Source organism: Labrys sp. 22185 (genome assembly GCF_052045555.1).
GTDB lineage: Bacteria > Pseudomonadota > Alphaproteobacteria > Rhizobiales > Labraceae > Labrys > Labrys neptuniae.
On record NZ_JBQEPH010000005.1, the window covers coordinates 244014 to 258240 of the forward strand.

A 14227-nucleotide genomic window follows, 5' to 3' on the forward strand; every position below is an offset into this window, starting at 1 on the left:
GGAATGGCCTCACAAAGGCGGAGCTTCGCCGCCGCAGGCGCGAGGGGGCTGCCATTCCGCGAAGGGGACGATTTCGCAGTTTGGCCAAGCCTGTTCCTTCCGGTCGAGCCACGGCATCGATCAGGAGGAACAGGCGGGGTTCGAACGCTGCTCAGGCCTGCCGGCGCAAATAAAATCCCTCGAAATAGGTCAGTGTGCGCTCGGGATGGAAGGGGATTTCGGCCTGGAGCTCGGGCACCAGCCAGCGATCCTGCAGGCGATAGCCACGCGCCTCGAAATAGGCCAGGAACTTCGCGCGATTGAACAGCCGGCACGGGATGACGGAGGATACGTGGTTCTGGGCCGTCCAGGCATCGGGGGCGTCTGAGATCGGAATCTTGTTGATCAGAATATGTTTGGGCAAGGCCGGCACCGTGTCCAGAATGCCGGGCCCCTGCTCGCCGAAGGGATCCGGCAGATATTGGATCATGCCCAGCATGAGCATGATGTCGGGGGCCGGCGCCTCTGCCAGTTCCGACCCGAAGCTGATCATGGTGGAGCCGAGCCTCGCATGGCGCTGCCGCCCGCGCTCGACCATGTCGGGCATGTCGACCACATGCCAGCTCAGGGGCGGCTTCAGGAGGCCATAACGCTCGCATAATTCATAGAAGATGCCGCCGGCGCCACCGAAGTCGACCACCGTGCTGCCCGGCTGGAGGAGCTTCGACAGCCACAGCATGACGGCGAATTGCGAGGTCTGGAACAGGGTTGGGGCTTCGACTTCCGCATCGCGGACCAGCAGTTCGGCGAGTGTGTCGTCATGCCAGCCGACCTTGCCGATATTGGCAGAAAAGCGCTCGGCTTCGGCGTAGCTGCCGAAGAGCCCGTAGAAAAGATCCATCCGGCCGGCCCAGACATGCCGGAGGTAGAGTCCCTTCAGGAAGGGCAGTTTCCCCAGCCAGGCGCCAATGGCGCTGTGCATCATGAGGGCCTTGAAGAGCTGTTTCATGGAAGTCCTGGCGGTAGGGGCATCATGCTGGCGATCTCGGGTGTCGAGTTTCGACGTCACCACGGACGAAGCCGTGCCTTCATACTGTAGTCGAGCCCGATTTGCTCCATCTCGATCGGAGCATGAAGATTAATTGCGTGCAATGAAAGTGGATCGTCGTCGATCATCATGTCGGCGCTGTAATAGTGCCAAGGCTGGTCGAGACGAGGAATCTGCGACGCGGCTAGGCCGCCGGCACGCAAAGACAAACGCGCCGGCATGAGCCGGCGCGTAGCAGTCCTTCCCGGTCCTCGCTATCAGCAGATAGCAAGGAAGGTGGAGGTCGATCAGAACTTGTAGGAAATGCCGGCGCGGATTGTATGGGTCTTCAGATTGATCCGGTCGTTGTAATTACCAGCCGCCGTTGTCGAGTAATTAAAATAATCCTTCTTGCCGTAATCGGCATAACGATATTCGACGCGAGCGATCAGATTGTCGGTGACGGCGTATTCGAGACCGGCGCCGACAGTCCAGCCAACCTGGGTGCTGGAATAACGCAGCGGGCCGTCGACATTCCAGATGGGTGCGAAATCATATTTCCCGAATGCGACACCGCCCGTGACGTAGGGCAGGAAGCGATCAAGGGCGTAGCCAACCCGCAGACGAACCGAACCATCCCATTTGAGCTCTGCCCGCTGCTTGTAGGTGGTGATCGGGTCTGGTGCGCCGTGCGAGAAGTTGAGGTTGCCTCGTGCCCTCGCACTTCCCTTCAAGGAATCGTAATTGATGTCGCCTTCGATGCCGACCACCAGATTGTTCTGGAATTGGTAATTGTAACCCGTGTAGACGCCGGCAGTGAAACCGTTAGCGGTCAACTTGCCTTTGTAGTCCCATTCGCCGCTAGCGATCCAATAGTCCGAATAGTCGGACTTGCCCCAAGTATAGCCGGCCTGGACGCCGCCGTAGAAGCCGGTCCAGGAATAGGGGGCTGCCACTGGCGCGATCGGTTCGACGGGCTGCGGAGCGAGATCAGCGGCGTAGGCAGCCGTTGAGGAAAGCAGGATTGCCAGAGCTGCGGCAGAAATTTTCATGGCTACATGTCCTAACAACATTTTCCGAATAGTGACGTTTCTCGGACGTTGAGTCTGTAACAAGAAAGCCACACTGGGTTGATTTTTATAGATGCCGTGGAGATGGCGGTATATAATTGCCATTCTATGGTGCTTGCAATTGAAAATTCGGGGAGTATGTCCTAGCTTTAGGTGAAATAAAGCTCATTATTTAGAAATATTAACCTTCAATTTGTTCCAAACGACTTATGGAGACGTAGACCTTGCTATCGATGGGGGAGGGGTTTTGAGCCCAAGCGGACAGAGGCTCTACCTCGAAGGTATTATGTCAGTATCTTTTTGTCGGTGAGTATTCGAACCTACCGTCATCGTGAAATAGCAAAAGGCCCGCGAGCTTGGGGCTGGCGGGCCTTGGAAGAATGGATCGTCGGCTGGGAAGTATCGGTCGAGTGAACCTCAGGCCTGGACGAGCCAGGCGTGGTCCGGATCGTTGTGGAATTTCCAGATGCGCTTGGGACCAGCCATGACATTGAGATAATAAAGGTCATAGCCGTGAGCGGCACCGACGGGGTGATAACCCTTCGGCACGAGCACGACGTCACGATCTGAAAATGCGATCACTTCGTCCAGCGAGCGGTCGTCCGTATAGACGCGCTGGACACCATAGCCCTGCGTCGGGTTGAAGCGGTGATAATAGGTTTCTTCCAGCTGGCTCTCTGCGGGCAGATTGTCCTGATCGTGCTTATGGGGCGGATAGCTCGACCAATTGCCGGAGGGGGTGATCACCTCCACCACAAGCAGGCTCTCGGCCGGTTCCCATTCGGGCAGGATGTTGCGGACATGGCGCGTGTTCGAGCCCTTGCCACGGGTTTCCTGCCCGACCTGGTCGGGACCGATCACGCGAGCCGGCAGCGCACCGGTGCCCGGTGCCGCGCAGACGGCCAGTTCGACGGGGGTTTCAGCCCTGACCTCATAGTTCGAGCCGGCGGGAATGTAGACCGACCAGGGCGCGCCTTCGAAGGGATTGCTGCGCTCGCCCAGCACGCCGAAATCCTGGCTGCCGGCCTTGATCGAGGCCTTGCCGGCCACCAATACCAGGCAGATCTCGGTAGCGCCCGTCTCGGCGCTCAGGCTTTCGCCGGCCGCAAGCTCGTGGACTTCGAAACCGACATAGGTCCAGCCGGCCGATTGCGGCGTGACCTGGTGGATACGCGAGCCGGACTTGCCAGGCTTGAGGAGAAGTTTCGACATGATGGCCTCCTCGGGCTCATTGCTGCCGGGGCGTTTTCCTGAAAAGCCGATCGACTTTTCGATCGGAAGAACGCATCGAACCACAGGGTTGGAATAAAAGCGCGTCTTTTGCCAAAACGCGCGCTCTCGTCAGGCTGCCTTCAATCCCGTCTCGCCGAGCACCTTTCGCAGATGCGCATAGCCGGCCTTGGCATAGGTCAGCGGATTGGCCTTCTTGGGATCCTGTTCGGCCTCGACGATGACCCAGCCGGAATAGCCCTGGAGTTCGCGGAATACGCTGGCAAAGTCGATCATGCCGTCACCGGGAACCGTATAGACACCGGCGAGCACACTATCGAGGAAACTCCAATCCTGCGCATCCGAACGCGCCCTGACCTCGGTTCGCACATCCTTGGTGTGGACATGGCTGATGCGGCTGCGATAGCGGCGGGCGAGATCGGCAGGATCCGAGCCGCCCCAGGTGGCATGGCCGGTGTCGAGCAGGAGGTGCACGGCGGGGCCGGTCGCCGCCATGAAGGCATTGATGTCGGCCTGCGACTGCACGATCGTGCCCATGTGATGGTGATAGTCGAGCTGCAGCCCCTCGGCCTTCAGCATCTCGGCATAGGCGGTGATGCGGCGGCCGTATTCGGCCCAGTCCGCGGACGCCATGACAGGGCGTTGCGACAGCGGTTTGGCCTTGTCGCCGTGGATGGCGTTGGAGGTCTCGGCCACGATGAAGACGCTGGTGCCCATCGCCTTGAGCAGGTCGATATGGGCACGCGCTGCCGCGAACTCGGCATGCTCGTCCCGGGTCAGCAATTCGATCGAGTGCCAGCCGCCGACACAGGCGAGGCCGAAGGGGGCAAGGGCTGACTTGAGGGCGTTCGCCTCGCGCGGAAACTTGTTGCCGAGCTCCATGCCCTCGAAGCCGACTTCCCTGGCCTCCGCCAGGCAGGTTTCAAGCGGGGTGTCGCCGCCGATTTCGGGCATGTCGTCATTCGACCAGCCGATGGGGTTGGCGCCAATACGGATAGGCATAGGAGAACTCCGGAGAATATTGGTTCGGGGGCGGGTCTTCAGACCCAGCATTCTTACAGGGGGAGTAGGGGAGAAGGCGGGTCTGAAGACCCGCCCCCGGTGATGCTCAGTCGCCCACGCGCTGCAGGGTTTTTTTCTGGACATAGGCCGCATGGGCCGCCTCGACCTCGCGGCGCTGGGAAACCTCGGGGACGGCGACGTCCCACCAGGCCCCGCCCGCATCGGTCGATTCCAAGGGATCGGTATCGATCACCACCACAGACGTGCGGCTGTGCCCGCGCGCGGCAGTGACGGCAGCCTCCAGCTCGGCCAGGCTCTTCACCTTGACGGCGTGCGCGCCGAGGCTGGCGGCGTGGGCGGCGAAGTCGATGTCCGGCAGCACGTCGTGGCGGGTATCGCGCAGCAGGTTGTTGAAGCTCTCGCCGCCCGTTGCGCGCTGCAGGCGGTTGATGCAGCCATAGCCCCGGTTGTCGAGCACCACGATGGTCAGCTTGGCGCCGGCCATGATCGAGGTGGCGATTTCGGAATTGGCCATCAGATAGGAGCCGTCACCGACCATGACGATGACCTCGCGGTCAGGCTCGGCCATCTTCACGCCGAGCCCCCCGGCAATCTCGTAGCCCATGCAGGAATAGCCATATTCCATATGATAGCCGCCGGGCGCGCCCGCCTGCCAGAGCTTGTGGAGCTCACCGGGCAGGCCGCCGGCGGCGCAGACCACGATGTCGGTGGGCTTGCCGACCCGCTGCACGGCGCCGATGACCTGGGCGTCTGAGGGCAGTTCGGCATTGCTGGCGTCGGTGTAGCGGCTGGCCGTCTTCAGCCATGCTTCGCGGCCTGCGATCGCCTTGTCCGTCCATGACGTCGGCGCTTTCCAGTCGCCGAGGGCATGCGAGAGCAGTTCCAGCCCGACCTTGGCATCGCAGACCAACGGCAAGGCGCGGTGCTTGCTCGCATCGAAAGGCTGGGTGTTGAGGCCGATGATGCGATGCGTGTCGGCCTTGAACAGAGCCCAGGAGCCGGTGGTGAAATCCTGCAATCGGGTCCCCACGGCCAGCACCAGGTCGGCTTCCTCGGCCACCGCATTGGCAGCACCGGTGCCCGTCACGCCGATGGCGCCCATGCCGAGCGGGTCGTCCAGCGCGATGGCGCTCTTGCCGGCCTGGGTTTCACCGATCGGGATACCATGTTTGGCGGCAAAGGTGGCGAGAGTGCCTTCAGCCTGCGAATAGAGCGTGCCACCGCCGGTGACGATCACAGGCTTGCGGGCGGCCTTCAGGGCGGTGACCGCGGCGGCCAACTCGTCTTCGTCGGGGCGGGTACGCCGGCTCGTCCAGACCCGTTCTTCGAAGAAGGAAGCGGGATAGTCATAGGCCTCGGCCTGCACGTCCTGGCATAGTGCGAGGGTCACCGGCCCGCAATCGGCCGGATCGGTGAGCACCGTCATCGCCCGTGCCAGGGCCGGAATGATCTGCTCGGGGCGGGTGATGCGGTCGAAATAGCGCGAGACGGGCCGGAAGGCATCGTTCGGGGTGACGGTGCCGTCGCCGAAATCCTCCAACTGCTGCAGCACCGGATCCGGCCGGCGATTGGCGAAGACGTCGCCGGGCAGCAGGAGGAGGGGCAGGCGGTTGACATGGGCAACCGCCGCGGCGGTGACCAGATTGGTGGCGCCCGGCCCGATCGAGGTGGTGCAGGCCATCATGCGGCGCCGTCGCATCGCCTTGGCATAGGCGGTGGCGGCATGGGCCATCGACTGCTCGTTGTGGGCACGATAGGTCGGCAGGGTCTCGCGCGCCTGGTAGAGGGCCTCGCCGATACCGGCGACGTTGCCATGGCCGAAAATGGCGAAGACACCAGCGAAAATCGGCACCGTCTGCCCGTCGACGACTGTCTTCTGGGCGGTGAGGAAGCGGACCAGGGCCTGGGCCATTGTGAGACGGATGGTTGCCACGAAATCTCTCCCTGAGCATATTGGACTCAACTGTCAATATGGTTGAGTGGCCTGCTCCAAATGTCTTTGTCGAGAAGTGGAGGCCCCTTGCGGACCTCGCTTGGAATGCCGGACCATAGCCAGCGCGAAGCTGCTTCGCGAGTGCTATTGGGCCGCCGCAGCCTGTCCCGAGGCACTCTCCCAGGCCTGAACCAGCCTGGCGAAACGCGTTGCCATCGCGTCGACCGCATCATCGTCGCTGAGAGCCCCGCGCAGCCAGGCACGGGCCGGTTCATTGAAGATGGTGCGTCCGACGGCGAAGCCCTTCACCATCGGTTCACTCGCAGCCACGGCGAAGGCAGCCTCGAGGTCCTCCTCCGGTGCTTCCAGGCCAAGCAGTACGATGCCACGGCAGAGCGGATCGTTACGCTCGATCACCGCGGCGACGGCGCGCCAGGCCGCGGCGGTCTTCAGTGGCTCCAGTTTCCACCAGTCGGGTTTGATGCCGAGGTCGTAGAGGCGCTGCACCACGCTCGATACCGTGTCGTCTTCGAGTGGACCATGCTTGCCCGCGATGATCTCGATCAGCAATTCGCGGCCCACCGTGCGTGCAGCCGCGTGAAGACGCAGCAATTGGCGCTCCTGCTGCTCCTTGAGAGCAGGGGGGTCGCTGGGATGATAGAAGCACAGGCACTTGATCGTGTGTCCGACCGGCCATTCGATCAGGCTGGTACCGACATCGGGGCCACCCTCGAATTCCAGGGGGCGGGAGCCGGGAAGCTCGACCGGCCTGCCGATCCAGAAGGGGTGATCGGCCGCACGGAACAAGGCTTCGCGGCCATAGATGCCGTCGATCAGCATGCCGAAGCCGGGCCGCCCACCTGCGATCCTGGCGGCAGCCTTGACCGCAAGGGCCTTGAAGGCGGAGATACGCTCTCGAGATACGCCGATTTCGTCCGCCATCGCTTCCATCTGGGCGCGGTGGTCGACGGCGAGCGCCATCAGCCCCTCGGCGGCCGGGCGGCGGGTTGTGGCCCAATGGATGTGGTTGATGGCAGCGTCCTTGCGCAAGGCCCGCTCCTTGCTGCCATGTTCGAGGAAGTAGCTCAGTTCGGTGAAGGTCGGGATCTCGGGCGAGCAGAGCAGGCGGGAGACCGCGAAGGCACCGCTGGCATTGGCATAGGCGCAGGCGGTTTCGAGCGGCTCGCCGCGCAGCCACCCGCGCAGGAAGCCCGACAGGAAGGCGTCGCCAGCACCAAGGACGTTGTAGACCTCGACCGGAAATCCCGGCCCGCGAATGCCGTCATCCAGGCTGGCCGGGATGGCACCGGGAAAGACGACGCAGCCCATCGGGCCGCGCTTGCAGACGATGGTGCCGTCGGAGATGGAACGGATGCGCCGCAGCGTCTCGAGCGTGTCCTCCGAACCGCCGGTAATGGCGAGTTCTTCTTCCGTGCCGACGATCAGGTCGCAATCGGGCAGTATAGTCTGCAGATGCTGGGTGACGTGATCGGCCTTGATATAGCGCTCCTCGCCCGCCCCATGTCCGGCGAGGCCCCAGAGGTTGGGCCGGTAGTCGACGTCGAACACCACCTTGCGGCCGTGCTTCTTGGCAAGGCGGATGGCCTTGCGCTGGGCCGCATCGGTGTTGGGCTGGGAAAAATGCGTGCCGGTGACCACGATGGCGGCGGCAGAGGCGATCAGGGCCTCGTCGACGTCGCTTTCGTCGAGCGCCATGTCGGCGCAATTGTCGCGGTAGAAGATGAGAGGGAATTGCTTTTCGTCGCGCACGCCGAGGATGACCAGCGCGGTAAGGCGAGCGGGATCGGTGTGGATGCCTTCGGTCGCCACGCCCTCGCGCTGCATCTGCTCGCGGATGAAGCGTCCCATCGCCTCGTCGCCGACCCGGGTGATCAGGGCCGATTTCAGGCCGAGGCGCGCCGTGCCGATGGCGATGTTGGCGGGGCAGCCGCCCACGGCCTTGGTGAAGGAGGACATGTCCTCCAGCCTGCCGCCGACCTGCTGGCCGTAAAGATCCACCGAAGCGCGGCCGATCGTGATGACATCGAGTGCGGGCGTGCTCATGCTTGACCTCCAGACAGACGGACCGGCCCGCCATGGAACAGCGGATGCACAAGGCAGCCGCAATGGGCGGAAACGGCCGGCTCTAAACGTTTCCTCTTGGCGACTGCGTGCCGGCCTGTCGCCTTGTTGTTGTCTCGCGCGTCGGCGGGCCTTGCGGCGGTTGCTTCATCCCTTCGATCGGCGCTTCAAAAATGAAACATATATTCTATTATGTTGTCAATATAGAATAAAAATGCCATATTTTGGCGTGAAGCCTGTGCCGCCGCCCGCTTTTGCGTGCATGGCCGCGATTCGGTGGCATGGCGCGATGGTTGACGATTATCCTACAGCAAACAGGCCCGGTCCTCGGGTCAAATCAAACGATTGGGGAGAGAAATGGTTCGTCTCGCAGTTCTCGGCGCTGGCCGCATCGGCAAGATCCATGGTCGCAATGCGGCGCTGCATCCGCAGGCCAGGCTGATTTCGGTTTCCGATCCGCACGGGCCCTCCGCCGAGGCCCTGGCGGCCGAGACAGGCGCCCGCGTCAGCACGATCGACGAGGCCATCGCCGCCGCCGACGTCGACGCCGTGCTCATCTGCACGCCGACCAACACCCATGCCGATCTGATCGAACGGGCCGTGCAGGCCGGCAAGGCCGTGTTCTGCGAGAAACCGGTCGATCTGTCGTCCGACCGGATCCGCCACTGCCTCGCCGAGGTCACCAAGGCCGGCAAGCCCCTGATGATCGGCTTCAATCGCCGCTTCGATCCCAATTTCGCCACCCTCAAGCACCGAATCGCCGAGGGCGCGATCGGGGAGGTGGAACTGGTCACCATCATCTCGCGTGACCCGTCGCCGCCGCCGGTCTCCTATATCGAAGGCTCCGGCGGGCTCTTCCGCGACATGATGATTCACGATCTCGACCTTGCCCGTTTCCTGCTGGCCGAGGAGCCGGTGGAGGTGCACGCGGTCGCTTCGGCCCTGGTCGATCCGGCCATCGGCAAGGCTGGCGACGTCGATACGGCCGCCGTGCTCCTGAAGACGGCGTCGGGCAAGATCGCGCAGATCTCCAATTCGCGCCGCGCCACCTACGGCTATGACCAGCGCATCGAGGTGCATGGCTCCAAGGGCCTGATCCGCGCCCACAACGTGCCGAAGACCACTGTCGAGGTGGCGACCGGCTCCGGTTTCCTGGCCGATCCCGTGCAGGATTTCTTCCTGCAACGTTATGCCGAGGCCTATCGTCTCGAGATGACGGCCTTTCTTGACGCTATCCTGGCGGGCAAGTCGCCCAATCCCTCGGGTGAGGACGGCCTGAAAGCCCAGATTCTGGCTGATGCCGCCACGCAGGCGGCCCAGACGGGGATGACGGTGAAAATATAGGCAGGTTGGATTTGCCTTGGAGCACGGACGTCCCTGGGCACTCAAGGAGTGCTGGACGACCCGCCTTTCGTGGCAAGCCGAGCGTTGGCAAGCGCGGACGAGGACCTCCGCGCTCCCAGGGGACGCCCCTTGTCAGTCGCGCCCCTTATGTTCGGCCGTGCCCACGGCCAGCGTCATGGCCAAAGCGAAGGTCGCCGCCAGCGAACGGAAGGCACCATGATCGGCTTCTTCCACATCCAGGCGAATGCGGGCGAGGCGGGCCAGGGGGCTTGCCGGGCTGTCGGTAATGGCCAGGATGGCATTGCCGCGCTGATGCGCGATCCCAGCCAGTTCGACGGTGTCGGGCGAGTAGGGGTTGTAGGAAATCGCCAGCACCACGTCCCTGGGCCCCGCCAGCGAAATCTGCTCCTTGCCGAGCTGGCCGACATGATCGACCAGCGCGCAGCGCTGGCCCAGATTGCCGAAGGCGTAGGCGAGATAGGCCGCCACCGGGAAAAGCCGGCGGGCTGCGACCAGATGGATGATGTCGGCACCGGCAAGCAATTCGATCGCCGCATCGATCATTTCGGGATCGGCCGACGCCCGCAACCGCTCGATCGACAGCGTGGCTGCGTCGGCAAAGCCGTTGAGCAGCGGCGCCGACAGGGAGCCCTCATTCGCTTCGGTCCGCAGCAGCGCCACGCGCTGGCGATAATCGGGAAAGCGCTGTTTCAGCCGGGCGAGGAAGACCTGCTGCAGATCGGAAAAGCCGGAATAGCCGAGCGTCTTGGCGAAGCGCACCAGGGTCGAGGCCTGCACGCCGGCATTCTCTGCCACCGAGGCGGCGGTGCCGAGGGCGACCTCGTCGGGATGGTCGTTGGCGAAATGAGCCACTTGCCGCAGGCGTTTGGGCAATTGATCGATGCGATCGGCGAGGCGCGCGGAAAAATCGGTAAAGTCGCGCGTCTCGTCCTCAGCCATGGCCATGTCCCGTTCCAGAAGCGGGGCAGTGTGCTCGCTGCCCTCCCTATCATTGACACCCTACCGGTGGTGCCACGCGGCAGCGATACCGGATCGTGCCGCAAAGGCACGCCCAACGGAAGGGTAGTGCAACTGGAAAGACCGCGAAACCCGTTTCGCAATCGCGGATGTGGATCGGCTCAACACCGGCGCGTGTGCGGATCGACACCGTCGGTTGTCGGCTTCTCCTCATCCCGATCGCGTGGCGCGTCGGTGGAGGGCGGCGGCGTGCGCCGGGCCGGATTGTCGATGATGCGGGCAATCAAGGCCGCGATGATGCCAGTAAACAGCATGGCAGTTGTCCCCTTGGCTGCGACGGCGAACCGCGGAGCCAGCATGGATATCCTTTCTTTCCCCGAGAGACGGCAGCCCGCCCGCGGTGAGTCGAATCGATCTGTGCCGATTTTGACGCACTGCAGCATACAACAAATCTGTGCTGCGTCGCACAATGAAATGGAATGACGGCCATACCAAGGCGGTATGGCGAATGGACATAAAGGGAGAGCAGTGATGAACGCGTTGGCCAAATCGGATGGCAAGGGGCTCGGTGTTGGCCTGATCGGCACGGGATATATGGGCAAATGTCACGCCTTGGCGTGGAATGCGGTCGCCTCGACCTTCGGTGACGTCATCAGGCCTCGTTTGGTCGCGCTTGCCGAGGCGTCCGCCGATCTCGCCCGCACCAAGGCAATGGAACTCGGCTTCGCGACCTCGACCGGAGACTGGCGTGAACTCCTGGCCGACCCGCAGATCGACGTGATCTCGATCACCACGCCCAACCGTTTCCATGCCGAGATGGCGATCGCGGCGCTGGAGGCGGGCAAGCATGTCTGGTGCGAAAAGCCGATGGCGACCGTCTTTGCCGACGCGCAGGCGATGCACGCCGCCTGGCGCGGCAGCGGCAAGGTGGCGGTGCTCGGCTACAACTATATTCAAAATCCCGCCATGCGCCTGATCCGCAAGCTGATCGGCGAGGGGGCGATCGGCGTCGTCAATCATGTCCGCCTGGAGATGGACGAGGATTTCATGGCGGACCGGCAAACCCCCTTTGCTACCCGCAACGAGGCCAGCGCCGGGTACGGGGCCCTCGACGATTTTGCCGTGCATCCCCTCAGCCTGCTGCGTTTTGTTCTCGGCGGGGTCGCCGAAGTGTTCGGCGAGATGGCAAGGCCCTATGCGGACCGTCCCCACCCCGATGGCGGCAGGCGAGCCATCGAGAACTATGACATCGCCACCGCCTTGCTGCGCCTGGAGAGCGGCGCTTCGGGGGCGCTCACCGTCAATCGCGCCGCCTGGGGGCGCAAGGGGCGCATCCAACTGCAGATCTTCGGCGATGCCGGCGCCATCGTGTTCGATCAGGAACGCTTCAACGAGGTGCAGCTTTTCCGCCGCGAGGGCAACGAGGAAACCCAGGGGTTCCGGACCATTCTCAGTGCGCCGGTGCACAAGCCCTATGATCGCTTCATTCCGGCGCCTGGCCACGGGCTTGGTTTCAACGATCTGAAAGTGATCGAATGCCGCGAACTGATCGCCCGCATCGAGGGCGAAAAGGCCTCGGTGTTCGACTTCGACGATGGCCTTGCCATCGAGCGTACCATCCATGCCATCGCGGACAGCTTTGCCAAAGGCCGCTGGGTGGAAGTGAAGGCTTGACCGCCTTGCATCAGCGGTAAAAGAAAACGGCCGCGGAGGGTATCCGCGGCCGCATGATGAAGAAGAAGAGAATTAGCCTTTCAGCTTCTTGTTGCATTCGCTGTAGTAGCCGCCGCCCTTCTGAATCCATTTCAGGCCGCCATTGCCGTTGTTGGCCTTGTTGGCATTATACTGGTCGAGGCAGGTATGCATGCGCTGCTTGCCGGCCGATTCCTTGGCATATTTCGGATCGATGGCCGACGGGAACACGGCGCTGCCCGAGGTGGCGGCGGTCGGAGCCGGCTTGGCGGCCGGAGCCGGTTTGGCAGCCGTCGTCGCGGCGGGGGCTGCAGGTGCTGCCGGCGCGGTGGCAGCCGGCGTTGCTTCCGTGCCGCATTGTGCCTTGCGGAAGTCGTTCCAGGTCGCGCCGTTCAGCGTGTTCGCGGTCTTCGCGGCCTGATATTTGTCGCTGCACTCCTTCATGGTGAGCGCCTGCGCTGGCGCAGCAAGCGCGACCGCGCTGGCGATCAGTAGTCCGGTACCAATGATGGCGGAACGAAGCATCATTCTAACTCCCTCATTTTCGGCGGATATTGCCCGCCGCCGACTCTGGATAAGCCTCAGCCGGAATGCCTATTTGTGTGATCAGGAATACGGCGAAGGTACGGCACACCCTGGTGATAGACCGAGTCTGCCAAAGAAAAAAGAGGAACCTTCATCAGCTCGGATCAGTTTCCATTTCGGCAAAAGCTTGCCGGCGTGAAGCGCCGGCAAGCTTTTCTGATCGAATTTCAGTCAAGGTTTTGCTGTCCTTAACGTCATCAAGGAGAACAAGCCGTGGTTTCACATCGCATCATGGCGTCGGTGCGATGACTCTGCGCCTGCGAAAGATCGCAACGGGGGAACCCAGATGAATGGACTGGCGCAGATATTCATAGCCGCATTTGAGGGCGACACGCTGGGAGTGGATGTTGTCGGGGCTCGTCATGCAGTTGGTATGTGGCAGATCGATATGGCCGTCGAACCAGTTCAGCACCGCCTTGGCTGCCTCGGTGGCATAGCCCTTGCCATGGGCCGCGCCGATCAGGGAGTAGCCGAGTTCGGGTGTGCCTGAGAATTCAGGCTCCATGTCGCGCTCGAAATTATGGATGCCGACTTCGCCCAGGAATCGCCCGTCCGTCTTGTCGGTCACGATCCAGAAGCCGAACCCCATCCAGAGCCAGTGGCCGGCATAACGCAGCATGCGGGTCCAGACTTCCTCGCGCGGATAGGGGGATTTGCGCACATAACGAAGCACCGCGGGCTCTGCCCACATGGCCGTGACGCTCTCCAGATCGCCGGGTCTGTGCGCACGCAAAATCAAGCGTGACGTCTCGATGGTGGGAGCGACGGTGAATGCCGACAGAAGGGGCATAGGTGAACTTTCCTCGATCTCATCCGTGCGATCGGTCGTATTGATAGGTGCAAAATGCGTGTTGGGTCCCTTCGACAACTCGGAGGGCGGTTGGTTAGTCAGGTAGGCGATAGTCCTAGCTCCTGGGTTGGGGCTGTTGCGAAAGGCCCGCATGCCAGCCACGCACTCGCGTCGCTGGAGGCCGGTTTGGCGCGCTATATTGCACCGCAACAAACGGTGAATTTCCTTAGGTAGCGATGATCCTTGTCAGTCTCATTGCCAGATTGCACATCTGCTGTCGGGCGTTTCCTGCCTGTCAAAAGCGCCGGGAGACCCATCGGATACCGACCCAAAAGGGTCTTGCCGAAATCGGTTTCAGCCACAGCGCCATTGCGAGCCCGGTCCGTCGTGATTGACCAGACACGGTGGTCGGATGCCCGATTCGAGCCACCCGGTTGCCCGACATGCGAAAGCCCGGCCGCGTTTGCGTGGACCGGGCTTTTCATTGCCTCACG

Annotated in this window: 13 protein-coding genes; 2 read left to right on the forward strand and 11 right to left on the reverse strand. The window is 62.6% G+C overall.

Annotation, left to right across the window (positions count from 1 at the left end; genetic code table 11):
• Positions 1 to 151 precede the first annotated feature (151 nt).
• From ACTJKX_RS12960 to ACTJKX_RS12990, 7 genes are all read right to left on the reverse strand, one after another.
• Entirely contained in the window at positions 152 to 988 is an 837-nt protein-coding gene (locus ACTJKX_RS12960) for a methyltransferase, TIGR04325 family (protein WP_311945135.1), read from the reverse strand.
• Between the two features lie 56 nt (positions 989 to 1044).
• Positions 1045 to 1248 (reverse strand): hypothetical protein, encoded by a 204-nt coding sequence (locus ACTJKX_RS12965; protein WP_440725502.1) that lies wholly within the window; start codon positions 1246 to 1248, stop codon positions 1045 to 1047.
• 66 nt (positions 1249 to 1314) lie between these two features.
• Positions 1315 to 2058 (reverse strand): outer membrane protein, encoded by a 744-nt coding sequence (locus ACTJKX_RS12970; RefSeq protein ID WP_311945136.1) that lies wholly within the window; start codon positions 2056 to 2058, stop codon positions 1315 to 1317.
• A 435-nt stretch (positions 2059 to 2493) separates the two neighbouring features.
• Positions 2494 to 3288 carry a 5-deoxy-glucuronate isomerase gene (gene iolB, locus ACTJKX_RS12975; protein ID WP_440725503.1) on the reverse strand — a complete coding sequence of 265 codons (795 nt, stop codon included), beginning with the start codon at positions 3286 to 3288 and terminating at the stop codon, positions 2494 to 2496.
• Positions 3289 to 3417: 129 nt separating this feature from the next.
• Complete coding sequence (gene iolE / locus ACTJKX_RS12980) at positions 3418 to 4308, reverse strand: myo-inosose-2 dehydratase (protein WP_440725504.1); 891 nt, start codon at positions 4306 to 4308, stop codon at positions 3418 to 3420.
• Positions 4309 to 4414: 106 nt separating this feature from the next.
• The gene (gene iolD, locus ACTJKX_RS12985) at positions 4415 to 6241 is read right to left on the reverse strand and encodes a 3D-(3,5/4)-trihydroxycyclohexane-1,2-dione acylhydrolase (decyclizing) (RefSeq protein WP_440725579.1); all 1827 of its coding nucleotides are present in this window, start codon (positions 6239 to 6241) and stop codon (positions 4415 to 4417) included.
• Between the two features lie 165 nt (positions 6242 to 6406).
• Positions 6407 to 8326: a bifunctional 5-dehydro-2-deoxygluconokinase/5-dehydro-2-deoxyphosphogluconate aldolase gene (locus ACTJKX_RS12990; RefSeq protein ID WP_440725505.1), complete on the reverse strand. Its 1920-nt coding sequence runs from the start codon at positions 8324 to 8326 to the stop codon at positions 6407 to 6409.
• 375 nt (positions 8327 to 8701) lie between these two features.
• Between ACTJKX_RS12990 and iolG the strand changes: the two genes are divergently transcribed.
• A complete protein-coding gene (iolG, locus tag ACTJKX_RS12995) occupies positions 8702 to 9688 on the forward strand; it encodes an inositol 2-dehydrogenase (RefSeq protein WP_311935514.1) in 987 nt (328 codons plus the stop codon).
• Between the two features lie 132 nt (positions 9689 to 9820).
• Here the strand turns inward: iolG and ACTJKX_RS13000 are convergent, their stop codons facing one another.
• Both ACTJKX_RS13000 and ACTJKX_RS13005 read right to left on the reverse strand, forming a co-directional pair.
• Entirely contained in the window at positions 9821 to 10654 is an 834-nt protein-coding gene (locus ACTJKX_RS13000; protein WP_311935512.1) for a MurR/RpiR family transcriptional regulator, read from the reverse strand.
• Positions 10655 to 10827: 173 nt separating this feature from the next.
• A complete protein-coding gene (locus ACTJKX_RS13005) occupies positions 10828 to 11025 on the reverse strand; it encodes a hypothetical protein (protein ID WP_394308109.1) in 198 nt (65 codons plus the stop codon).
• Positions 11026 to 11197: 172 nt separating this feature from the next.
• Between ACTJKX_RS13005 and ACTJKX_RS13010 the strand changes: the two genes are divergently transcribed.
• On the forward strand, positions 11198 to 12340 hold the full coding sequence (locus tag ACTJKX_RS13010) for a Gfo/Idh/MocA family protein (protein ID WP_440725506.1): 1143 nt from the start codon (positions 11198 to 11200) through the stop codon (positions 12338 to 12340).
• A gap of 72 nt (positions 12341 to 12412) precedes the next feature.
• On the opposite strand, the gene ACTJKX_RS13015 is transcribed toward ACTJKX_RS13010, so the two are convergent.
• Positions 12413 to 12886 carry a hypothetical protein gene (locus ACTJKX_RS13015; RefSeq protein ID WP_311935507.1) on the reverse strand — a complete coding sequence of 158 codons (474 nt, stop codon included), beginning with the start codon at positions 12884 to 12886 and terminating at the stop codon, positions 12413 to 12415.
• A gap of 286 nt (positions 12887 to 13172) precedes the next feature.
• Positions 13173 to 13733 carry a GNAT family N-acetyltransferase gene (locus ACTJKX_RS13020; protein ID WP_311935505.1) on the reverse strand — a complete coding sequence of 187 codons (561 nt, stop codon included), beginning with the start codon at positions 13731 to 13733 and terminating at the stop codon, positions 13173 to 13175.
• Positions 13734 to 14227: the final 494 nt, after the last annotated feature.